Origin of the sequence: Mesorhizobium denitrificans, from assembly GCF_003403035.1 — a bacterium.
GTDB classification, from domain to species: Bacteria; Pseudomonadota; Alphaproteobacteria; order Rhizobiales; family Rhizobiaceae; genus Mesorhizobium_G; species Mesorhizobium_G denitrificans.
The window spans coordinates 271,133-292,877 of sequence record NZ_QURN01000006.1; the positions used below are offsets into that span (position 1 = coordinate 271,133).

Below are 21,745 nucleotides of genomic sequence, written 5' to 3' on the forward strand. Positions count from 1 at the left end.
TCGTATATGTATTTAAAGCGCGCTCTCGATGCATGGAACAGTTTGACCCTTGCACGCCAGTTTTTGCTGGCCGGTGGCATGGTATTTCTGTTGGCCATGTTCGTCATTGGAAATCTTGTCTCCAGACAGATTGAAGAGGCGGTTACGCGCAATTCCGCGGCATCGACCGCGCTCTATGTCGATAGCGTGATTGCGCCGTTGCTGCCCGATATGCAGCGAGCGGAAACGCTTGACGATTTTGTCGTTCGCGCTCTGGACGAAACCTTATCGCAGGGCGCTCTTGGGCGACGCCTTCTCTCTTTCAAGCTGTGGAAGCGGGACGGAACAATTCTCTACGCCAAGGACAAGAACCTTGTCGGTCGCAAGTTTCCGCCTGGCGACGAGTTGAGCGCTGCGTGGAATGGTCAGTTTGTTGCCAAACTGGACCAATTGCATGGTGCTGAAAGCGAAGCAGAACAGCAGAGCGCGGAGCCGTTGCTGGAGATTTACAATCCTGTTCTTCAGCCGTGGTCAGGTGATGTAGTAGCCGTTTCAGAGTTTTACGAGATCGCTACGGATTTCAAACGCGATCTGGAGGCTGCCAAGCTGCGAAGCTGGTTCGTTGTGTGTGGCAGCGCGCTGCTCATATTCGCGATCCTGTCGATCATCGTGTTTCGCGGCAGTCGCACTATCGAAAGCCAGCGCCGCTCCCTGGCTTCGCGTGTTGGCGAATTATCCGGTCTGCTGGAACAGAATAGACATTTGCGCCAGCGCGTGCAGCGGGCATCGCAACGGGCTTCAGCGCATAATGAGCGCTATCTGCGCCGCGTTGGAGCGGAGCTTCATGATGGTCCGGCGCAATTGCTGGCATTCGCCTCGCTGCGTCTGGAAAGTCCAAATCTCTTGGGGTCTGCGCGCAAGCCCCCTGAAAGCGCCAAGGAAATCAATCTCATCAAGTCGAGTCTCGACGAGGCGATGGATGAAATTCGCAATATCTGCAACGGGTTGGTGTTGCCAAAGGTCGAGACGGCAAAACTGCCTGAAGTTTTGCGCATGGCGGTAGATGCTCATGTACGTCGCACCGGCTCGCTGGTCGATCTCAATATTACCGAACCGTCGCTAATGCTCGTCCCATCCGAGAAAATCTGCATCTACCGTTTCGTTCAGGAAACCTTGAACAACACTTATCGGCACGCGCCCGGCGCGCGCGCCTCGGTTACCCAAACCGTTGAAGACAACCGGTTGGTGATCGCGGTTACAGATTTGGGATCGGGCTTTGATGTATCGGACACCCGTCCCGAGGCTCTCGGGCTCGCCGGTCTGCGCGAACGTGTCGAAAGTCTCGGCGGTGAATTTTGCCTGAAATCCTCCCCGCAGGGAACGACCGTCACAATGGCAATACCGGTTGAGGAGCACGCAACTGCATGAACAGAAAGCTGCGCGTTGCAATCGTAGATGATCATCCGCTGTTTCGCGCCGGCGTGGCGCGCAGCTTGGAGGAAACCGGTGACTTCGAGATTTTGGGGGAGGGCAGTACTGCCGACGATGCGAAGCGTCTCGCGCAGGATTTGCGCCCCGACATTCTGCTGCTGGATGTCTCCCTGCCGGGTGGTGGACTGAACGTGGTACAGCCGATCATCGCCGAAAACCCGTCGCAAAAGATCGTCATGCTCACCGTCTCCGAGAGTAATGAGGATATATCGAAAGCTCTGACGAGCGGAGCCTACGGCTACATATTGAAGGGGATCGGCTCACGCAGCCTTGTCGAGATTCTAAAGCGCGTTTCCGAAGGCGAGCAATATCTGTCGCCTGTTCTTTCTGCGCGGCTCTTGTCGGGAATTGGAAAACAATCTGACGAAGCGCGAAGCGGCATTCAGCATTTAACCAGGCGCGAAAGCGAAATTCTCGAACTGGTTGGGTTGGGCTTGAGCAACAAGGTTATTGCCGGTCGCCTCGAACTTGAGGAAAAGACGATCAAGCATCACATGACACGCATTCTATCGAAGCTTGGCGTTACAAATCGAACCGAAGCTGCCTTGATGCTACGGGACACGAGAGACGCGCAGCAGTAACGCAAAGAGGCGGGCCATTTGCCCGCCCCTGGACATCGTCAAACTAACGCACCAGCCCATTCAAGCGCGAACGGTCCGCCGCAGTGGCTGTGCGCTCAACAATTGTGCGCCCGCGTGCGTCTTTCATCTCGTAGCGACCGTTTTCGATCTCTTCCTTGGTGCCGTTCGCATATTCGACTTCGATGTTGCGCCCGCTGATTTCGACCTTGGCGCCTGTGGCGGGATTGGTGTGTTCGGCGCCGCGGCGGCCGCCTTTGTCATCTCCCGGACCGTCATCTTGTCCGCGGCCGCGACCACCATTATCGTCGCCTGCGCCGTCATCGGAGCCGCGTCCACGTCCGCCATTATCATCACTGCCGCCGCTGTCGTCGCTGCCGCTGCGACCGCTGCCAGATCCGCTGTCATCGCCGCCGCTATCGTCGCCACCACCGCGACCACTTCCTCCGCTTCCACCACTGCCTCCGCCTGAACTGCCATCTTTGGCGGCGGCGGTCATTGCTTTAAGCAGATGTGCGCCATCGAACGAGAGTGTGTATGGCGAAGCAGCAAATGCGAGTGCCAAAGTCACGCAAGCGCATGACAGTTTCAGCTTTCGGGATATGGATTGCATGGAAACCTCCTTCATCAATCGAACTCTGATTGGAGGTTGATCGCGATTTGGATTTGATGCGAGAGGCCTAGAACCTCTGCGTGCCCTTCCTCGGACCTCTTAATGTCCCGGCTGCACCAAAGCCCTATCTGGCAGCCACAAAAGTAGGGACTTTCGTCTGACTGCAAATGCATGGTGATCCTGGCAGGAATAGAAACTGTGACCTGCAGATCAGGAGACTTCGCACACCAGCTTCGTGTTCGATGCCACTGCAAGCGATCAACGGCGATTGCGTCACTTGGGCAATTACCGAGTGGTTGACCACCCAAACCAGATCGCCACCAGCGCCAGCAACGCCGACAGCGCGCGGCGGGCGATCTTCTCACGCTGCGGATCGTTGAGCATTGGCTCGAGTGCCCCCGCCAGCACTACGATCAGCGTATGAACGATGGTGGCAACAGCTACGTAGACGAATGATAGCAAAATGGTCTGCGGCAGGGGCGAGCGCGTCGCGTCCAGAAAGGTTGGCAGAACCGCAACATAGAAAACGGCGGCCTTCGGGTTGAGAATGTTGGTCACAAGCCCGCGCCAGAAATATCGGACCAGTCCCTCATGTTTCGGCGCAGCAACCGTGATCTCTCCCTGCCGCCATCCGTCCCACGCCAGATAAAGCAGGAACAGCACGCCAGCCCACCGCAGGCCATCATAGGCAAGCCTTGACGCCTGAACGAGTTCTGCCACGCCAAAGGCGGCGAGTAGACCGATGATCGCCAAGCCCAGTGTTATACCGGCTACCGTAGCGAAACCGACCTTGCGCCCGTCGCTTGCTGAAACGAGGGCCAGATATGTCATATTAGGCCCCGGCGTGAGTTCGATAAGGAACGATGCCAACGCAAAGGAAAGCAGGGTAGGAACGGAGACGGCGAAGAAGTTCAGCATATGATGCTGATAGCGATTGGCATTGTGGTTTGGAAGCAGCAAGCAGACTTTCGCCGATGCAGACCACCCGATCGACCAAGCCGAGAATTATGAGCGCATGGTTCAGCGGGGCGGGGAGCGTTCTGGCGAGAATGGCAATGGCTGCCAGCGGCGACGCAAAGGCGATGAAAAGAGCGCCAAGCGTCGCTGCGGCGTGAAGTACCTTGTGCCTGGACTGGAGTTTTACGCCGCTTCGTCCATAGCAACCAGTGCATCGTTGAAAACGTCAGCTGCGATCCGGTCGGCTTGAGACATCGCAAAACCAAGCGCCATTATTTGATCGATGATGGCTTGGTGCAACTTATCCAGATCGATCTCGGGCTCTACAATTTCCATTTCTATCAGTGCGTCGGGCATTGTTCATTCCTCCCAGATCCAATGCATTGTGTTGCCGGTCCTGCGAAAGCATCGGTCGATGATCGGCAGGAATTGATCATTCAGCCGAAGATGGTGAAGTTGTGCTGCGAGCAAAAAAGCTTAGAAATTGGGCATAAACCGTGTCTTAACGTTAACATTTCGTTGAGTGAGGCCGTACTCGGGCAAGAACGGAATGCAGCATCGGACCTCGGTTCAGTGCGCCGGGCGATGGTTCAAAAGCTAAACCATTTGATGTCGGATCGTCTCAGATCAGGCGCGGGCCAGGCGCTGCATGAATGGTGAAAGTCCGGAATTGTCGGGTTTTAACTCATTCGCCGCTACCTGCCGGGAAACAACGAGATAGATCCTGATCAGCTCCATCCGTACAAGCAGGAGCAGGGTCCACGCGATAAAGCCGGTGAGCGCAATTGCTGTGCTCGAAATCATCTGATCTTCAGCCGCTGCTTCTGCTCCGCGAAATCTCCTGAGCAAAAGCTATCGGCGCGCTCCATGTCTTATATCATGTCGCGTCGAGTAGCCGCGCGCCAGTGGCAATCATTGAAAACATTGCGAAATCAGTTGCAACAAGATGCAACATGAAATCGATCGCTTGAAACAAGTAACCTCGTGAATTTGTTGGTGATCCCGACAGGAATCGAACCTGTGACCTACAGATTAGGAATCTGCCGCTCTATCCTACTGAGCTACGGGACCATGCGCCACTCACATAGCCGCTTCGAAAGCGCTCGACAATGGCCTGCTTGAAACTACCGTTCGAGAGCAGATTCAGCCAGTCGAACCCAGTAGCTTATGCCGTAAGGTATCGCCTCATCGTTGAAATCATAGGCGGGGTGATGAAGGTTTGCGCTGTCGCCATTGCCGATGAAAATGAATGCGCCGGGTCGCGCGTTGAGCATGTAGGAAAAGTCCTCGCCACCCATGAGCGGCTGCATGGAGCGCGTCAGATTTTGCTCTCCTGCAATGTCCGCTGCAATGTTACCGGCGAACACCGTTTGTTCGGGGTGGTTGAAAGTCACCGGATAGTTGGGGTCGAAATCAAGGTCGATGATCGCTTCATTGGCGTCCGCGACACCTGCACATATTGCGCGCAGGCGTTCCTCCGTGCGTCGGGCGACATCTTCTTTTAAGGTGCGCACCGTGCCGGCCAGTTCAACGACTTCCGGGATCACGTTGTACGCATCGCCGCCGTGAATCTTCGTCACCGACACGACAACCGATTCGAGCGGATTTGTCGTGCGCGAGGCAATCGTCTGAATGTTCATCACGAGTTGTGAGGCAATCACGATCGGGTCGATATTCTTGTGCGGTATGGCCGCGTGGCCGCCACGTCCGCGTACGTTGATCGTGAATTCGGCCGTTGCCGCCATGATCGCGCCTGAACGGATCGCGAATTGCCCGACCGGCAGGCCCGGCATGTTATGCATTCCGAACACCTGCGAGATGCCGAAGCGCTCCATCATGCCGTCCTTCACCATCTCGTTCCCACCGCCGCCACCTTCCTCGGCGGGTTGGAAAATAACGGCGATGCGGCCCGCGAAATTGCGTGTCTCAGCCAGATATTTCGCCGCACCCAGCAACATCGCGGTGTGGCCGTCATGGCCGCATGCGTGCATCTTTCCGTTAGTCTCGGATGCGTAAGGCTTACCTGTGGTTTCGATGATGGGCAGCGCGTCCATGTCCGCGCGCAGGCCCACCGTCTCGCCGCTGCCCTTGCTGCCCTGAATAATGCCCACGACACCCGTTCTGCCCAAGCCGCGAACGATCTCGTCGCATCCAAATTCCGCGAGCTTTGCTGCAACGAAATCGGAAGTCTCGAACACATCGAACATGAGTTCAGGGTTGCGGTGCAAATGACGTCGCCACTCCGTCACCTCGTTCTGCAGTTCGGCGGCTCTGTTCATTACGGGCATATTTTCACTCACAATTCAGAGGGCAAACCAATGCTTGGACACGAATGATCTGCCATTTTCGTGTCACATAGGGTAGATAGCACCCAAGCCGACCTGGCCGGAAGTGCTTTGACACAGGTTCCGCCCGGCTTTTCCGGCAATATGCTATCGGAACGATTGATGCGACCTAATTCATTTCTGCAATCTTTGCTCGTTGGTGCTGCGTTGATGGTGGCATCTCCGGCGCTGGCAAACCCAACCATGCTGTTCGACCTGCAAAGTGGCCGCGTCATTCATCATCAGGATGCGTTTCAGCGCTGGTATCCCGCATCCCTGACGAAGCTCATGACGGCCTATGTTACGTTCCGCGCGCTGGACGCTGGCGAACTCACTCTTGATTCGCCTATCCGCATCTCGAAAAATGCGTCGTCCCAGATACCCGCGAAGATGGGCTACCAGCCCGGTTCGGTCGTTAAGCTGGACAACGCGCTGAAGATGATGCTCGTGCGCTCGACAAACGACATCGCGATGGCGATTGGCGAGAATGTCGGCGGCACTCAGGAATTGTTCGTTCAGCGCATGAATACCGAAGCTGCGCGTCTCGGCATGACGGATACGCACTATGCGAATCCAAACGGCCTGTTCGCGCCCGACCAGTTTACGACCGCGCGCGATCAGGCGCTTCTTGTCACTGCGCTTCGGCGTGAGTTTCCCCAATACAGCGGCTATTACGGCATTGAAGGTCTGCGCGCAGGCAAACGTGTGCTCACCAATTTCAACCTGCTCGTCGGTCGATACAATGGCGCGGACGGTATGAAGACTGGCTTCGTGTGCGAATCCGGCTTCAATCTCATTGGCTCGGCCACGCGCAATGGCCGCACGCTGGTGGCAATCGTTCTGGGCGCAAAAGATGCGCAGACGCGTGCGGTCGACGCAGCGGCGTTGCTCGATGCTGGTTTCGCAAATCAGAGCGCGGGCGCGCAAACCGTTTCGGCCTTGCCGTTCTATGGTGACGCGGCGCGTGAGCCGATCAGTCAGCGTCCGATCATCTGCCCCACGCCCGTAAAAGGCCAGAAGCAGGCGCAGCCCAGCGAGCAGGCTGAAGAAAAGCAGGAATCGCCGTTCAAGAAGAAGCTCGACCACCCGCCAAAGCTGGTCGATGTCGGTTTGGGCGGCGCGACCGGACCGGTTCCGCTTGCGAGTCGTGGCAAGAGTGAGGAAGAAGTCGCAGACGTCCCGATCCCCTCCTGGCGGCCTGATCTGCCGATGCCCGATGGCTCTGGCGCTGCTGTACAGGGTGACTCTGGCGCGGCAGGTGATTTGCGGAAATGAGCAGCGAGCCGATTTCCGTCTCGATCCTCACCGGATTTCTGGGCGCAGGAAAAACCACGGTGCTTAACCGGCTTTTGAAGGAGCCGGAAATGACCGACACGGCGGTCATCATCAATGAATATGGTGATGTCGCCATCGATCACCTGCTTGTCGAGCAGGCGTCCGATGGTGTGATCCAACTCGCTGATGGTTGCCTGTGTTGCACTGTGCGCGGCGAGCTTGTGGACACGCTGGCTGATCTCGTCGACCGTATGCAGACAGGCCGTATCGGAAAGCTTCGGCGTGTTATCATCGAGACGACCGGCTTGGCCGATCCGGTGCCGGTGCTGCAATCGCTCATGGCGCATCCCGTGCTCGTGCAAGCCTATCGCCTCGATGGCGTGGTCACGCTGGTCGATGCGGTCAATGGAGCCGCAACGCTGGACGCCCATCCCGAGGCTGTGAAGCAGGTTGCCGTCGCGGATCGGATTTTGATCAGCAAGGAAGATATTGCTGACAGTGCTCAGCTTGAGGCGCTTCGCAATCGTCTGGCGCATTTGAATCCGGGTGCCGAGATTTTCTCCACGCGTGCCCCGCAGCTTGCCCCGATACTGACAGGCTGCGGCCTATACGATCCATCGACAAAAACGGCCGATGTCGCGCGCTGGCTCGGCGAGGCATCATCTCACCATCACGATCATCATCACCATGATCACGACCATGATCACGACCATCATCATGGGCATCATGATGATCGAATCTCATCGCTTTCCTTGCGATACGATCGGGCATTGCCGTTCAGCTCGGTTGAGACTTTTCTGGAACTTCTGCGTAGCGTTCACGGCGACGGCCTTCTGCGGTTGAAGGGCATTATTGAGGTTGCGGAGCGCCCCGAAAGGCCGCTGGTGCTGCATGCCGTGCAGAAGACTTTTCATCCGCCCGCATGGCTTGCTGAATGGCCGGATGCTGTGCGCGGCACGCGCCTGGTCATTATCGGCTTCGATCTACAGGAAGATCATGTGCGCAGATTGTTCGGTGCGATAACGAACCAGCCCGGTGTCGATCAACCCGACCGCGCCGCCATCGAGGATAATCCGCTGGCTGTCGGCAGATATTGAAATAATACCCCTCATTCGCCTGCCGGCACCTTCTCCCACAAGGGGAGAAGGCAGAAATTTAGATGTCTCGGCTTATTCTGCAACGTTTGCGATTGAAATCGGCGTTGCAATTATCCTTCTTCTCCCCTTGTGGAAGAAGGTGCCGGCAGGCGGATGAGGGTTAAATTACGCCCCGCGCTTGATCAAAAAGCGATGGCCGTCTGCCTGCGGCTGTGTGTCCACCAACACATGACCTGCTTCGCGGCAAAAGGCGGGGATATCGATCACGGCAAGGGGGTCGGTTGTTTCGACCCATAGCTGCGCGCCGGTCTGCATATCGGCAAGGCGTCGCCGCGCTTTGAGCACGGGCAGTGGGCAATTCAGCCCCTTGAGGTCATAGACCGGTGTTTCGGCCATGCTGTGTGCGTCAGCCGCCAAAGAGTTTGCCGAGGCGCTTGCGCACATTGCCGATCACGCCGCTTCCATCTTCGGCTGGCGCGGAGGCAACGGCCTCTGCCGGTGCTGCCTGCTCGGCAGCAGGCGCTGTTGGAGCGATGGCTGCCGTAGCCTCGCTTGCAGGCGCTGCATTGCTTGTGGATTGAGCTTCGGCCAGTGCCTGAGATTCTTCTTTCTGGCGTTTTGCCTCGGCTATTTGCGCAGCCTTTTCCTCTTCGGCGCGCTTTTTAGCGGCAATCTTCGCTTCGGCCTCGCGCTGCTTTGCCGCTTCTTCGGCCTCCGCGGCAGCCATTCTGCGGCCTGCCTCATTGGTTGCGCGGCCCATCTGCGAGGTCACGACCAGATTGCCGCTTGCGTCGAGCGATGGCGGGTCCATGGTGATCCGCTCGCCGCGCGCACGGCGCTTGGTCCAATCCTTAACCAGATTCGCTTCTTCGATGCCGTTGATGGAGTCTTTCGGCGGCGCACCCTTGCCGATAGCAGCCGTGAATGCGGCGTCATACTTCTGCTGGTAAGACTGATAGGCGGCGCCCATGGAGTCTGAGGCCGTCATGGTGGGGCATGCGCCAGTCGGCGAAATCTTGGTGCCAAGCGGCGTGCTCATGTTGAACACGTAGCGCTTTTCACAAACGTCCACCTTTGGCGGCACCTTGGTAATCTCGAAGGCGTCATAGCCCTCTTTCAGGTTCTTCCAGAATGCGAAATTGGTGTCGTTGCGATAGCGCGCCATATTGGTTGGCGTCATGCGAAACGGATAGGCCTGAATCTGGAATTCCTGCTGGCCGCCTTTGAACGACTCGCGCGCAATCGCGTAAATCTCTTCGATCTGCCCGTCCGTCATTGAGTAGCAGCCGGACGATGAACATGCGCCATGCACCATCAGGTTCGAACCGGTGCGGCCCAGCGCGCGGTCAAAAGCGTTCGGATAACCAATATCGAACGACAGATGATACTGCGAATTCGGGTTCATCTGGCTCGGGCGCACCGTGTAGAAACCTTCCGGAGCCTGACGGTCACCTTCTGTGAACTTGGGCCCAAGCTGGCCTGAATATTTGCAGATGTCATAGGTCGAGAGCAGACCATAGCGGCCATTGCTCTTCTGCTTCCAGATTTCGACCTTGGATTCTTCCTTGAAGACGCGCGCGACAACCGGCGAGCTGATCGGCATATCCTGCTTCTTCATTTCGGCAAGGGTTTTTGCGGAAATGTGAGGCTGGCCACGCGAAGCCATGCCGGAAATGCCGGATTTGTCATTGCAGGCAGCTGCGAGCAGCAGGGTCGCAACCAATACACTAGCCTTGAGTATTTTCGCTTCCATCATGTCGTTCGATCTGTTGTCCCGGCGAAACGCTGTTGGTTTCGCAAATCATGCACGACGCTAAACCTGTTAACCTTGAGAACTGGTTACCGTCACGCGCCCCCGAAGCCTGATCTTACCTCAATTAACCGCGTAGGCGGCGATTTTGTGGCCTCACACCATTTCGTCCCAATTAGCAGGCCCTGACCCTAGAGATGCCGCCCCATCGCCAGAAACTTCTCGCGGCGCTGCTCGCGGAAATCGCGATTTGACGCGGCAAGCTCCTTAAAAGCCTTTTCGATCTGGTCGCCGGTGTCCTTAATGATCTTTTCACGGCCGCGATGCGCGCCGCCCAGCGGTTCGGGAATAATCCCGTCGATGATTTTCAGATCAAGCAGATCGCGCGCGGTGATGCGCATGTTCGTTGCTGCATCTTTCGAGCGTGTCGTGTCTCGCCACAGGATGGAGGCGGCGCCTTCCGGCGAAATCACGGAATAGATCGCATGTTCAAGCATATAGACGCGGTTGGCCGTCGCGATGGCGATTGCGCCGCCGGACCCGCCTTCGCCCAGAACGACCGAAACGGACGGCACTTTCAGTGCCAGACAGGCGGAGGTGGAGCTTGCAATCGCTTCGGCCTGTCCACGCTCTTCCGCGCCGACACCCGGATACGCGCCTGCCGTATCCACCAGGGTTACCAGCGGTATGCCGAAACGGTCGGCCATTTCCATAATTCTGACGGCCTTGCGATAGCCTTCTGGCCGTACGGAGCCAAAATTGTGCTTGAGGCGCGTTTTGGTGTCCGAGCCTTTTTCCTGCCCCAGAATGGCGATGGATTCGCCCTTGAAGCGCGCAAATCCGCCAACCAGCGCTGCGTCCTCGCCAAATGCGCGGTCGCCAGCCAATGGCGTGAAATCAGTGAAAAGCTCAGCAACGTAATCAACGCAATGTGGACGATCCGGGTGGCGCGCAACCTGCACCTTCTGCCACGGGGTCAGCGAGCGGTAAGCGTCTTGCAGCGCTTCCTGCGAGCGCTTTTCCAGCCGCGCAATCTCATCGCCGACGTCGACGGCTTCCCCGCTCTCGGCGAGTTTCTTCAGCTCGATGATCTTGCCTTCGAGATCAGCGACCGGCTTTTCGAAGTCGAGATAATTGTACATGCCTTGCGCGAACCCTTGAAAATTCAGCCTGACATAGCGTCAGCCTGCCTTGTCGGCAAGCGGATGATGGTCCTGAACGAGCCTGACGAGCCGTTCTTCCAGAACATGCGTGTAAATTTGGGTGGTCGAAATGTCGGAATGCCCAAGCAATTGCTGAACTGCGCGCAGGTCCGCGCCGTTTTGCAGAAGGTGACTTGCAAATGCATGGCGCAGCACGTGCGGCGAGATTTTAGCGGCCGAAATTCCAGCGCGCGCAGCCAGCGACTTCAAATCTCGCGCAAAAATCTGTCGAGGAAGGTAGCCAGTTTCCGAATGTGCCGGAAACAGCCAGGTTTTTTCCTTTAGTTGCGGCACTGCGTTGCGTGCTTCCAGCCACAGACGCATCGCCTGTCGCGCTTTGGTGGAAAGCGGAACCATCCGGTCCTTGCTGCCTTTGCCGCGCACGATAAAAAAGCGGTCGTCGCGCGTCGCCACGCCAATCGGCAGCGCAACCAGTTCGGAAACGCGCAGGCCAGTTGCATACAACACTTCCACGAGAGCCTGCATTCGGATCGCTGCGAACCGCGCGGCATCAGGCAAATTCACGTCTGCTGCTTCTAAAGCAGCCCGGTCGAGCAATCGCCCTGTCTCGGCTTCGCTCATCGTCTTGGGCAGAGTGCGGTCGCGCCGGGGGCTGTCGAGCTTACCGGTGGGGTCGTCTTGTCGTAGCCCCTCCGCATAGAGAAACTTGAAGAACTGCCGAAGCGAAGAAAGCTTGCGTGCCTGCGACGAGGCCGCGAAATCGCGGTCCGCAATTGCATTGAGATAGGTGCGCAAATCCTCGGTAGATGCATCCGCCAGCCGTCCGCCCACATGCTCCGCAGCGTCTTCAAGGTCGCGCCGGTAAGATTGAAGAGTGTTTTCCGCCGCGCCCCGCTCGGCGCTCATCATTTCCAGAAACGCCTCGATTCGCGCGGCGCTCATGGTGTTTTTACCGGCTGCCCGGGCGGCGGCAGGTCCAGCGGCACGCGGTCGCTGATTTCCGTCTGCTTTGGCGTAACGAATTCCGCCAGCGAATACATCGCAGCGTAAACGAGGCCAGCTAATATTGCGATGACGGTCAAGAACCGGAACAGCGACGGCATTTTGGACGAATCGGCCTGTTTTCCTGTGTGCCGCCCTTATCGGTCGATGGAAAGGTCATTTCAAGACGACTGCGATACCTTGACGATCCTTTCGTTTCGTGTCGAAAGCAGCCACGGATAAGGCTGAGCCCGGTATGACCACAGATAACAGGGAAGCAACAGAGCAAATTCTTGCCGCTCTCAAGGGGCGCTCCATCGTATTTGTGGGGCTGATGGGCGCAGGCAAGACCGCGATCGGTCGCAAGGTCGCTCAAACGCTTGGGTTGCATTTTGCAGATAGCGACCATGAGATCGAAACGGTTTCGCGTATGACCGTGCCGGAATTGTTCGAGCGCTATGGCGAGCCGGAATTCCGCGCGCTCGAACAGCGCGTTATCCAGCGTTTGCTGGAAACGGGGCCACAAGTGCTTTCTACCGGCGGCGGCGCGTTCATGAATGAGCAGACGCGGGAGGCAATTCGTCTTGGAGCTGTGTCCGTCTGGCTAAAGGCTGACATCGATCTTCTGATGGACCGGGTTTCCAAAAAGCAGAACAGGCCCCTTCTGAAAGATCCTGATCCGCGCGGCGTGATGGAGCGGCTGATGTCCGCGCGCTATCCGGTCTACGCGACTGCGGATGTGACGGTCACCACTCGCGATGCGGGCAAGGAAATAATTGCTGCCGAGGCGGTCGACGCGATTGCCGAATATCTTGCTCACGAACCGAACGAGGCGACTGCGAATGTCTGATGCGGTGACAATCGAAGTCGGCCTTGGCGCTCGCGCCTATCAGATCCGCATCGGTAAGGGGCTGGTTGCGAAGGCGGGTTCAGAAATCGCGGCGCTCAAACCCGGTGCTCGAACAGCCATCGTAACAGACGAAAACGTCGCCTCGCGCCATCTCGAAACTCTGACGCAGGGGCTTGCGGAGGCTTCGATTGCGGCCACGCCAATCATTCTTCCGGCGGGCGAAAAGACCAAGAGCTACGCGATGCTTGAGCGCGTCGTGGAAGGTTTGATCGCCGCAAAGCTGGAGCGCAATGATCTGGTCATCGCATTCGGCGGTGGCGTTATAGGCGACCTTGCAGGCTTTGCCGCAGGTATTGCCCGTCGCGGAATGCCCTTCGTGCAAATGCCGACCTCGCTGCTCGCGCAAGTGGATTCCTCTGTTGGCGGCAAGACGGGCATCAACAGTCCGCAGGGCAAAAATCTGGTTGGCCTGTTCAATCAGCCCAAGCTCGTGCTTGCCGATACTGACGTCCTCGACACGCTCTCGCTGCGCGAGTTTCGTGCGGGCTATGCTGAGGTTGCCAAATACGGCCTCATAGACCGGCCCGACTTTTTCACCTGGCTGGAAAAGAATTGGCGCGAGGTTTTTGCTGGCGGCGCGGCGCGCACAGAGGCTATCGCCCAATCTTGCCGAGCCAAGGCCGATGTCGTCGCGCGCGATGAGTTTGAAACGGGCGATCGCGCTCTGCTCAATCTTGGTCACACCTTTGGTCACGCGCTTGAGGCCGCTACAGCCTACGACTCTTCGCGTCTTGTGCATGGCGAAGGCGTGGCGATCGGCATGGCGCTCGCGCACCGCTTCTCGTCGCGACTGAATCTCGCCAGCCCAGACGATGCCGCGCGCGTCGAAGCGCATTTGCAGGCGGTCGGTTTGCCTTATCGCATTTCCGATATTCCCGGCTCGCTGCCCCCTGCGGAAAAGCTGTTCGAATACATAACGCAGGACAAGAAGGTGACGCGCGGCGCGCTCACCTTTATCCTCACCCGCGGAATCGGCCAGTCTTTCATCGCGAAGGATGTGCCGCAGTCGGAAGTTCTGGCCTTTTTGAAGGATAATCTCGCGGAATGACGCCGCTTGCAGCCGTTGGACTGACGCTCTTTGTCGTCGCTTTTGCTGTGGCGTCGCTCGGGCGTCCGGTTCTGGAGGCACTAGGTTATCGCTTGATCCGTCGCAGAAAGCGCAAACCGTCTGAAACGGATTCGCCTGACACAGGCGTCGCTGCCGAAGCGCACGATGAAGAGGACGCAAAGCCTGCCGCGCCGCGCAATGTGCTTGCAGAGCTTTCCGAACTCGAAGTCTCAGACGTGATGGTGCATCGCCTCAACATGCGCTCTATCAACGCCGCCGATCCGCCGGAGCAGATCGTGCGCGCCATGCTCAACAGCCCGCACACGCGCATACCGCTTTGGGAAGGCTCGCTCGACAATATCGTCGGCGTGCTGCACGCGAAGGATGTGCTGCGTGCGCTCAATGATGCCGGAAATGATTTCTCCAAGCTCGACATCATGGCCGTCGCCATGAAGCCGTGGTTTGTGCCGGACACAACATCGCTGGAAGAACAACTCAATGAATTTTTGCGCCGCAAGTCACACTTTGCCATTGTCGTGGACGAATATGGCGAGGTCGAAGGACTTGTCACGCTGGAAGACATCATGGAAGAAATCGTCGGCGACATTGCCGACGAACACGACCTCGATGTGAAGGGTGTAAAGCAGGAGGCGGATGGGTCAATCGTGGTGGATGGCGGCGTGCCGATCCGCGATCTGAATCGCGCGCTTGGCTGGAATCTGCCGGATGACGAGGCCACCACGGTGGCTGGTCTGGTTATCCACGAAGCGCAGTCCATACCGGAGGAAAAACAGGCTTTTACCTTTCATGGTAAACGCTTTGTGGTCATGCGGCGCGAAAAGAACCGGATTACCCGCATTCGGATCCGCAATATCGGTAACGTTACCGTGCAGGCGTGATCAGCCATTCAGGGAACGTCAATTTTTGCGCGCGATAAGATCGCTCATGGCAAAGATTCTTATTGTTGAAGACGACGATTCAGTACGGGCGATGACCTCGCGCGCGCTCAAAAACATTGGCCACGCCATCGACGAGGCGGCGGATGGTGTTCAGGGGTTGGAGCGCATTCATGCCTGCGCTGCTGACTATGATCTTATCGTCTCCGACATTCGAATGCCGGAGATGGACGGCATCGCAATGGCGAAAGAAGCGGCGCGCGCCTATCCCGGCCTGAAGATCATGCTGGTAACCGGATATGCCGATCAGCGCGAGCGTGCGGATGAGTTGCATGGCATCATTCAGGACGTGCTGCTCAAGCCCTTCGCGCTGGCTGATTTCCGCACCCGCGTTTCAAAGCTTCTTGCTGCATAAATATGGAGCTTGTGCTCCACGGCTATCATTTCAGCGTCTATGTGCGGATTGTTCGCATGGTGATGATGGAGAAGGGCCTGAGTTGGACGCATGTCGAGGTCGATCCGTTTGGACCATTGCCGGCAGCCTATCTGGAAATGAATCCATTCGGCAGAGTGCCGACCCTGACGCATGGTGGTTTCGTCGTTTACGAGACCACCGCAATCACCCGCTATCTGGGTGAGGCGTTCGACGGTCCATCATTGCAGTCGCAAGACGCGCGGTGTCGCGCCCGAATGACACAGCTCATCGCGGTTGCCGATTCATATGCCTATTGGCCGTTGGTGCGTCAGGTTTATGCGCAGCGTGTCTTTCGGCCCGCCGAGGGGCTGAAGTCAGATGAGGCGGAAATAGCCAAAGGTCTTGTTGCTTCCCAGAAAGTCTTGGCTGCATTGGAAAATTTGGCCGGAAACGTTTGGCTCTGCGCAGACGAACCGTCGCTTGCGGACTTCCATCTCGGCGCAATGATTGGCTGCTTCACGGCTGCGCCGGAAGGAACTCAGCTTTTGAGCAGATATCCGAAGCTTCAGGCTTGGTGGGGTAGGTTGCGCGAACGGCAGTCCTATATTGCGACCGATCCTGGCCTGCCCAAGCTGAAGTGAATCATTTCATTTCCAGCAAGCGTTCCAGATAGCTCCGCTCCAGTTCGGGGCTGAGCGCGTTGCCAAGACGCTTACGAATCGCTTCCAGAATCTGCCGTGCGCGCTGTGCGTCGATTTCGTCAGGCACGCGGGTGGTGTCGCCATCGTCAGGTCCGCGCGTCGCGCGCGGCCTGCCAAGTGGGTCACGGTCGGAGCTTTGCTGGCGTCCGCCTTCCTGCCCGTCACCTTGGTCGCCCTGCATGGCCTGTTGCATTTGCTGCATCATGTCCTGCGCGCCGCGCCGCAGCGCTTCCAGCGCTTGACCTTGGTGGCCGGTCGCGCGTTCGCCTTCGCTTTGTCCAAGCGCGCCCTGCGCTTCGCCCATTTGCTTTCCGGCCTCTCCGAAGCCCTCGCCGGGCTTGATGCCCATGCCTTTCAGGCCCTCTGTCAGCTTTTCCAGTTCGCTTTGCAGTTTGCCTTGGCCTTCCTGCAATTGCTTCATGGCGTCGGCAAATTCTTCCGGCGTCATTGGCCGCTCGCCGTTCTGCCCTTGCTGCCCTTGCTCGCCCTGTTGACCGGGATCGCCCTGTTCGGATTGCTGTTGCTGCCGCTGATCAAGCCGATGCGTCTCGTTCATCATTTCCTGCTGACGCCGCATGATTTCGCCGAGCTTATTCATCTGCTGGCGCATTTCGCTCTGCTGGCCGTTTTGACCCTGCTGCGGTTTTGCGGCCTGCAAATTGTTCATCATGTCGTCGAGTTGCGCGAGCAAATCCTCAGCCGCGTCGCGATTGCCCGATTTCGCCTGCTTCTCGATTTCGTCCAGCATTTTCTGCAAATCCTGCTCGCGCAGCATCCTGTCAGACGGCTGCGCCTGCATATTGGGATTTTGCTGTGCGCGTTCGGCAAATTCGCGAAGATACTCGCTCATTGCCTGCCGGAGTTCCTTCATCAACTTTTCGATTTCCTGATCGCTCGCGCCGCGCTCCAGCGCCTGCTTGAGCGCCTCGCGCGCCTGCTTGAGCCGCTTTTCTGCATCGCTCAGATCGACGTTCTCGATGCCCAGCGCCAGATCCCAGAAATAGCTGGAAGCCTCGCGCATCTGGTCATCATTTTCGGCATGGTCCAGCATCGAACGACCCACCGACAGGCCAAGAAACTGCGCGGGCACATCGAACGTATCTTCAGGCCGCAGCGTGATGGCGTCGATCAAATCCAGCGCGTCTTTCTTGCGATTGGCATCCAACGAGAAAATCTTGCGCTGCTCGATCACCGCTTTCGCCAAAGGGTTTGTGAATGGGCGCTCTGGAAGGATGAACTCTTTCGTCTCGCTCAGTGCGGTCTGCCCGGCAGCATCCGTTGCCTGCAAGGTGAGCCGCACCTTCGAGCCTGCCCACACATGTTCGGTCAAATCGCGTGACGTCTTGGCGGTTGCTGGCTTCGCGCCTTTGCGCGGCAGAACAAGCTTTAGCTCGGGCTTTTCGTAAAGCGGCTTGGCTTGAAGTTCGGCAGCGTCGGCCAGTGCGAAATTAGCCTGCGCGGCTGTCGCGCCGTAATCGTCGGTAATTTCATAGTGCAACTCGAGCGTGCCATTGAGCGCTTGTGTTGGTTCGCCGGAAAAATGGATCGTCGGCGGATTGTCCGGTATGACCGTGAAATCCCACTGTGTGAGTTCCGCTTCACCGTTGCGCAAATGCGCGGAGCCATTTTCGCGCACCTTCATGACGAACTGACGGTTGGCAGACTTTGCCACCGCAGGGTCTTTTGCTGCGCCTGGCTGCTCTCCCTTGGGGTCGATAATGCGCTCGCCTGCAGGCGTCACATAGCCGAACGCCTCGTTGCCACTGCCGCCGGTAACGCGTAGCACCAGTTCGCTGCCTGCCGGAACAGTAAAGCTCTTGGTGTCACGGTGCGCCTCCGAGGTCAGGAATATCGGCGCCTTGCCGGTATAACCCGGCGGCGTAATCCACGCATCGACCCGTGGCGGTATCGTCACAACGCCAGCACCCGGCTGAAACGCATCGCTCAGGCGTCCGCCCGTCGAACCATAAGAGTAGGCAAAAGCGGTCGCGACAAGCAGGGCCGCGATGGAACGCAGCGCCCACGGGTCGCGCTCCGGCACGCGCGGCCGGGGCATGTCGCCGCCAAGGTTGCGCAACTTGTCCGCCATGCGCTTCTGGTGTTCGCGCCACAGCGCATCACCGAAACTGTCGGCTTTGCCACCCGGCTGCTCGAATTGCACCTGCACCGGCGTATGCTTGAGCTGGTTTGCTGCTTCAACGCGGCGGTCAACCTCCGTTGTGGTCGGAAACCGGAAACGCCGCAGCAGCGTCAGCGCGCCAAGGCCGCTCAGCGCGAAAATCGATAGCAGACCGAGCCGGATCTGTTCCTGCACCCCGCGAAACAGTCCAAACCACGAAGCCGCAAGAAATAGCGCAAGAACCAGCAGGAGAGGCAGAACAAGCGGCCAGAGCCGTTCGATGATGATTGACGCTCGCACGGCAAGACGCGATCCGCGCAGCGAGCGCAGCGCTTTTGTGTCTTGCGTGGTTTTCGTTGGCTCTATCGTCATCAAGCGTCCTGCGCGGCCCGCATTCGGACCGGCTCAGAAAGCAACATAACATCAATAAGGGCAGTGGCGAGGCGGAATAGCGAAATCGTGAACGCGCTATGCCAGCCAATCAGGCACGGAATCCTGCCCGATCAACTCGTCATAGCTCGGTCTCGGCCTCACCACATGGAAGCGGTCGCCATCCACCAGAACTTCCGGCACGAGCAGGCGCGTATTGTACGTGCCAGCCTGCACCGCGCCATAAGCGCCCGCCGTTCCCACGGCGATCAGGTCGCCTGATTTCAGTTCGGGCAGGTCCCGATCCTGCGCCAGAAAATCGCCCGTCTCGCAAACCGGCCCTACTATGTCCGCCAGAATGCGCGGCCCGCTGGCCGCCGTTTGCACGACGGGGCGAATCTCATGAAACGCCTCATAAAGCGTCGGGCGGATGAGATCGTTCATCGCCGCATCGACGATCACGAAGTTCTTCGCTTCGCCTTCCTTCACATAGATGACCTCGGCGACCAGAATGCCGGCATTGCCCGCAATCAGACGGCCCGGCTCAAAGATCACCTTCACGCCCAGTTCGGTGGTGTGCTTCTTCACGATCTGGGCATATTCGTCGGGGAGGGGAGGCGGGCTGTTGTCGAAGTGGTACGGCACGCCAAGACCGCCGCCGAGATCGATATGCTCAATCGCGTGGCCGTCCGCCTTCAGCGTCCCAACAAGTTCCGCCAGCAGCGCAAATGCGGAATCAAACGGCTGCAAATCGGTGATCTGGCTGCCGATATGCATGTCGATGCCGATGACCTTGATGCCCGGCAGCTTTGCTGCGCGCGTATAAACCTCGCGCGCTCGCTTCCACGGAATGCCGAACTTGTTTTCAGCCTTGCCGGTTGCGATCTTCTTGTGCGTCTTGGCGTCGACATCGGGATTGATGCGAACCGAAATATTTGCCGTACGCCCGGCCTTTACCGCGCGCTTCGACAGCAATTCCAGTTCCGGCTCGGACTCGACATTGAAGCAATGAATCCCTGCTTCCAGCCCGAAATCCATCTCGCGCGCCGTCTTGCCGACGCCGGAAAACATGATCTTCGAGGGCGGAATGCCAGCGGCCAGCGCACGGCGCAACTCGCCTTCCGAAACGACATCAGCGCCGGCGCCGAGCTTTGCAAGCGTGCGCAACACAGCCTGGTTGGAGTTGGCCTTCATGGCGTAGCAAACCAGCGAATCCAGCCCCTTGAACGCCTCGCTGAACACGCGGTAGTGGCGCGCCAGAGTCGCTGTGGAATAGCAATAAAAGGGCGTGCCGACTGCGGCCGCGATCTGCGGAACGGGTACATCTTCAGCGTATAGAACGCCGTCCCGATACTCGAAATGGTTCACTTGAATTGTTCCTGCTAAAGCAGCTTGTCGAGAATGAAGGGCCTGTCTTCCACTGGTGCCGGTTTTTCCGGTGGAAGCGGCTGTTTGTTGCGCTCAGCGTCTTTTCGGGCGTCGATGGACGCTTGATAGGGCGTGTCGAGCGCAGCCTTGCGCCCGCAGCCGGAAATGGCCGCAATCGCGCCGATCAGCACAAGTGATGCAAACAATCTGCTGCCGCTCATAGATCTTTCCCAATGCAATGCGCAGATGCTTCTAGCCGAGTTTTGGCCGATTTGCACCAGTTAGCTTTTGGTCATTCGCTTGCGCCAGTACCTTATCTGCTTGCGCACTTCGGAAGGCGCGGTGCCTCCGAACGACGTCCGGCTTTTCACCGAGTTCTGCACGGTCAGCACAGAAAACACGCCGTCCGTTATGCCATCATGAATTGAGTGGAAGTCCTCAATTGTCAGCCTGTCCAGCGGCAATTTCTTCTGCTCCGCCAGCGCCACGGCGCGACCCGTTACATGATGTGCCTCGCGAAACGGCAGGCCAAGCGTGCGCACCAGCCAGTCGGCAAGGTCTGTTGCAGTCGCGTATCCCGAGCCTGCGGCCTTCTTCATGGCAGCGGTGTTGATGGTCATGTCGCGCACCATGCCGGTCATGGCCGCCAGCATGAGGTCGAGCGTTTCGGCGGCGTCGAAAACTGCTTCCTTGTCTTCCTGCATGTCTTTGGAATAGGCCAGCGGCAGCCCCTTCATAACAGTCAGCAACCCGACCAGATGGCCATTGACGCGTCCCGTCTTGGCGCGCACCAACTCTGCGGCATCGGGGTTTTTCTTCTGTGGCATGATCGAGGAGCCCGTCGAATAGCTATCCGACAGCCGTACGAAGCCGAATTGCGGCGTGGACCAGATGACGATTTCTTCCGCCAGGCGCGAAAGATGGGTCGCGCAGATCGCCGCGAGTGACAGAAACTCCAGTGCGAAATCACGATCCGACACACTGTCCAGCGAATTGCGTGTCGGCTCGCGAAAGCCGAGCGCCTTGGCCGTCATATGCCGGTCAATCGGAAAGCCGGTTCCGGCCAGCGCCGCTGCGCCCAGCGGGCTTTCGTTCATGCGCTCCGCCGCATCCTTCGCCCGCGACAAATCCCGCGCGAACATTTCCACATAAGCCATGCAGTGATGGCCGAAAGTAACGGGCTGCGCGGTCTGCAAATGGGTGAAGCCGGGCATCACGGTTGCCGCGTGTTCTTCGGCGCGCTCCAGAAACGCTGCAATCAATTCTTTGAGAGCTTCCGCTACGCGCAAAGTCTCGTCTTTGACCCAAAGCCGGAAATCCACCGCGACCTGATCGTTGCGCGAACGTGCGGTATGCAGCCGTCCCGCAGCGGGTCCGATCAACTCAGCCAGCCGCGCCTCGACATTCATGTGAATGTCTTCAAGCTTTGCGGAAAACTCGATTTTTCCGGCCTCGATGTCCTTCAAAATGGCGTTCAGGCCGTCTTCAATCTTCTTCTGGTCGTCCGCCGTGATGATGCCTTTTTCAGCCAGCATTCGGGAATGCGCGATGGAGCCGCGAATGTCCTGACGGTATAGCTTCCGGTCGAATCCGATGGAGGCGTTAATGGCTTCCATGATTGCAGCCGGACCTGAGGCGAAACGTCCGCCCCACATCTGGTTGCTGGTCTTCTTGTCGCTCATTGCTATAACCCGCTACCGGAGAATTGACC

23 protein-coding genes and 1 tRNA gene are annotated in these 21,745 nt (G+C 58.0%); 9 read left to right on the forward strand and 15 right to left on the reverse strand.

The features are described from left to right. Positions 1 to 6: 6 nt before the first annotated feature. Entirely contained in the window at positions 7 to 1,407 is a 1,401-nt protein-coding gene (locus tag DY251_RS09985; protein WP_116623736.1) for a sensor histidine kinase, read from the forward strand. Next, on the forward strand, positions 1,404 to 2,051 hold the full coding sequence (locus tag DY251_RS09990) for a response regulator (protein ID WP_116623737.1): 648 nt from the start codon (positions 1,404 to 1,406) through the stop codon (positions 2,049 to 2,051). Before DY251_RS09985 ends, DY251_RS09990 begins: the two co-directional genes overlap by 4 nt. Before the next feature lie 43 nt (positions 2,052 to 2,094). Here the strand turns inward: DY251_RS09990 and DY251_RS09995 are convergent, their stop codons facing one another. The 6 genes from DY251_RS09995 to DY251_RS10010 all read right to left on the reverse strand — a co-directional run bounded on the left by DY251_RS09995 (position 2,095) and on the right by DY251_RS10010 (position 5,906). Continuing rightward, a complete protein-coding gene (locus tag DY251_RS09995) occupies positions 2,095 to 2,661 on the reverse strand; it encodes a hypothetical protein (RefSeq protein ID WP_137113624.1) in 567 nt (188 codons plus the stop codon). Positions 2,662 to 2,946: 285 nt separating this feature from the next. Then, positions 2,947 to 3,621 (reverse strand): LysE family translocator, encoded by a 675-nt coding sequence (locus tag DY251_RS10000; RefSeq protein ID WP_245415913.1) that lies wholly within the window; start codon positions 3,619 to 3,621, stop codon positions 2,947 to 2,949. 180 nt (positions 3,622 to 3,801) lie between these two features. Then, a complete protein-coding gene (locus tag DY251_RS21460) occupies positions 3,802 to 3,975 on the reverse strand; it encodes a hypothetical protein (RefSeq protein ID WP_158553244.1) in 174 nt (57 codons plus the stop codon). 270 nt (positions 3,976 to 4,245) lie between these two features. Next, positions 4,246 to 4,422, reverse strand: a complete 177-nt coding sequence (locus tag DY251_RS21465; RefSeq protein WP_158553245.1) for a hypothetical protein — start codon at positions 4,420 to 4,422, stop codon at positions 4,246 to 4,248. A 190-nt stretch (positions 4,423 to 4,612) separates the two neighbouring features. Beyond that, a tRNA-Arg gene (locus tag DY251_RS10005) sits at positions 4,613 to 4,689 on the reverse strand. A gap of 53 nt (positions 4,690 to 4,742) precedes the next feature. Further along, on the reverse strand, positions 4,743 to 5,906 hold the full coding sequence (locus DY251_RS10010) for a M20 aminoacylase family protein (RefSeq protein ID WP_116623739.1): 1,164 nt from the start codon (positions 5,904 to 5,906) through the stop codon (positions 4,743 to 4,745). Between the two features lie 159 nt (positions 5,907 to 6,065). Between DY251_RS10010 and DY251_RS10015 the strand changes: the two genes are divergently transcribed. After that, positions 6,066 to 7,217, forward strand: coding sequence for a D-alanyl-D-alanine carboxypeptidase family protein (locus DY251_RS10015; RefSeq protein WP_116623740.1), 1,152 nt, complete (start codon positions 6,066 to 6,068; stop codon positions 7,215 to 7,217). Next, positions 7,214 to 8,314 carry a CobW family GTP-binding protein gene (locus DY251_RS10020; protein ID WP_116623741.1) on the forward strand — a complete coding sequence of 367 codons (1,101 nt, stop codon included), beginning with the start codon at positions 7,214 to 7,216 and terminating at the stop codon, positions 8,312 to 8,314. Before DY251_RS10015 ends, DY251_RS10020 begins: the two co-directional genes overlap by 4 nt. A 165-nt stretch (positions 8,315 to 8,479) precedes the next feature. Here DY251_RS10020 and DY251_RS10025 read toward each other — a convergent pair whose 3' ends face one another. From DY251_RS10025 to DY251_RS10045, 5 genes are all read right to left on the reverse strand, one after another. Further along, positions 8,480 to 8,710 carry a sulfurtransferase TusA family protein gene (locus DY251_RS10025; protein WP_116623838.1) on the reverse strand — a complete coding sequence of 77 codons (231 nt, stop codon included), beginning with the start codon at positions 8,708 to 8,710 and terminating at the stop codon, positions 8,480 to 8,482. 10 nt (positions 8,711 to 8,720) lie between these two features. Next, a complete protein-coding gene (locus DY251_RS10030; protein ID WP_116623839.1) occupies positions 8,721 to 10,067 on the reverse strand; it encodes a L,D-transpeptidase family protein in 1,347 nt (448 codons plus the stop codon). Positions 10,068 to 10,255: 188 nt separating this feature from the next. Beyond that, on the reverse strand, positions 10,256 to 11,206 hold the full coding sequence (locus DY251_RS10035) for an acetyl-CoA carboxylase carboxyltransferase subunit alpha (protein ID WP_116623742.1): 951 nt from the start codon (positions 11,204 to 11,206) through the stop codon (positions 10,256 to 10,258). Between the two features lie 39 nt (positions 11,207 to 11,245). Beyond that, positions 11,246 to 12,169: a site-specific tyrosine recombinase XerD gene (locus DY251_RS10040; RefSeq protein WP_116623743.1), complete on the reverse strand. Its 924-nt coding sequence runs from the start codon at positions 12,167 to 12,169 to the stop codon at positions 11,246 to 11,248. Beyond that, a complete protein-coding gene (locus tag DY251_RS10045; protein WP_116623744.1) occupies positions 12,166 to 12,330 on the reverse strand; it encodes a histidine kinase in 165 nt (54 codons plus the stop codon). The genes DY251_RS10040 and DY251_RS10045 overlap by 4 nt, the downstream gene beginning before the upstream one ends. A 134-nt stretch (positions 12,331 to 12,464) precedes the next feature. On the opposite strand from DY251_RS10045, the gene DY251_RS10050 reads away from it, so the two are divergent. Genes DY251_RS10050 through DY251_RS10070 form a run of 5 tightly spaced genes read left to right on the forward strand, consistent with a single transcriptional unit; the run spans position 12,465 to position 16,118 of the window. After that, positions 12,465 to 13,058: a shikimate kinase gene (locus DY251_RS10050; RefSeq protein WP_116623745.1), complete on the forward strand. Its 594-nt coding sequence runs from the start codon at positions 12,465 to 12,467 to the stop codon at positions 13,056 to 13,058. Then, complete coding sequence (aroB, locus tag DY251_RS10055; RefSeq protein ID WP_116623746.1) at positions 13,051 to 14,166, forward strand: 3-dehydroquinate synthase; 1,116 nt, start codon at positions 13,051 to 13,053, stop codon at positions 14,164 to 14,166. Before DY251_RS10050 ends, aroB begins: the two co-directional genes overlap by 8 nt. Then, a complete protein-coding gene (locus tag DY251_RS10060; RefSeq protein WP_116623747.1) occupies positions 14,163 to 15,065 on the forward strand; it encodes a transporter associated domain-containing protein in 903 nt (300 codons plus the stop codon). Before aroB ends, DY251_RS10060 begins: the two co-directional genes overlap by 4 nt. A 46-nt stretch (positions 15,066 to 15,111) precedes the next feature. Next, positions 15,112 to 15,477 (forward strand): response regulator, encoded by a 366-nt coding sequence (locus tag DY251_RS10065; RefSeq protein WP_116623748.1) that lies wholly within the window; start codon positions 15,112 to 15,114, stop codon positions 15,475 to 15,477. Positions 15,478 to 15,479: 2 nt separating this feature from the next. After that, complete coding sequence (locus DY251_RS10070; RefSeq protein WP_116623749.1) at positions 15,480 to 16,118, forward strand: glutathione S-transferase family protein; 639 nt, start codon at positions 15,480 to 15,482, stop codon at positions 16,116 to 16,118. Between the two features lies 1 nt (position 16,119). Here the strand turns inward: DY251_RS10070 and DY251_RS10075 are convergent, their stop codons facing one another. The 4 genes from DY251_RS10075 to argH all read right to left on the reverse strand — a co-directional run bounded on the left by DY251_RS10075 (position 16,120) and on the right by argH (position 21,716). After that, positions 16,120 to 18,669 carry a TIGR02302 family protein gene (locus tag DY251_RS10075; protein WP_116623840.1) on the reverse strand — a complete coding sequence of 850 codons (2,550 nt, stop codon included), beginning with the start codon at positions 18,667 to 18,669 and terminating at the stop codon, positions 16,120 to 16,122. 96 nt (positions 18,670 to 18,765) lie between these two features. After that, complete coding sequence (lysA, locus tag DY251_RS10080) at positions 18,766 to 20,034, reverse strand: diaminopimelate decarboxylase (protein WP_116623750.1); 1,269 nt, start codon at positions 20,032 to 20,034, stop codon at positions 18,766 to 18,768. Positions 20,035 to 20,048: 14 nt separating this feature from the next. Next, entirely contained in the window at positions 20,049 to 20,255 is a 207-nt protein-coding gene (locus tag DY251_RS10085; protein ID WP_116623751.1) for a lipoprotein, read from the reverse strand. Between the two features lie 60 nt (positions 20,256 to 20,315). Beyond that, on the reverse strand, positions 20,316 to 21,716 hold the full coding sequence (gene argH / locus DY251_RS10090) for an argininosuccinate lyase (protein WP_116623752.1): 1,401 nt from the start codon (positions 21,714 to 21,716) through the stop codon (positions 20,316 to 20,318). Between the last annotated feature and the right edge of the window lie 29 nt (positions 21,717 to 21,745).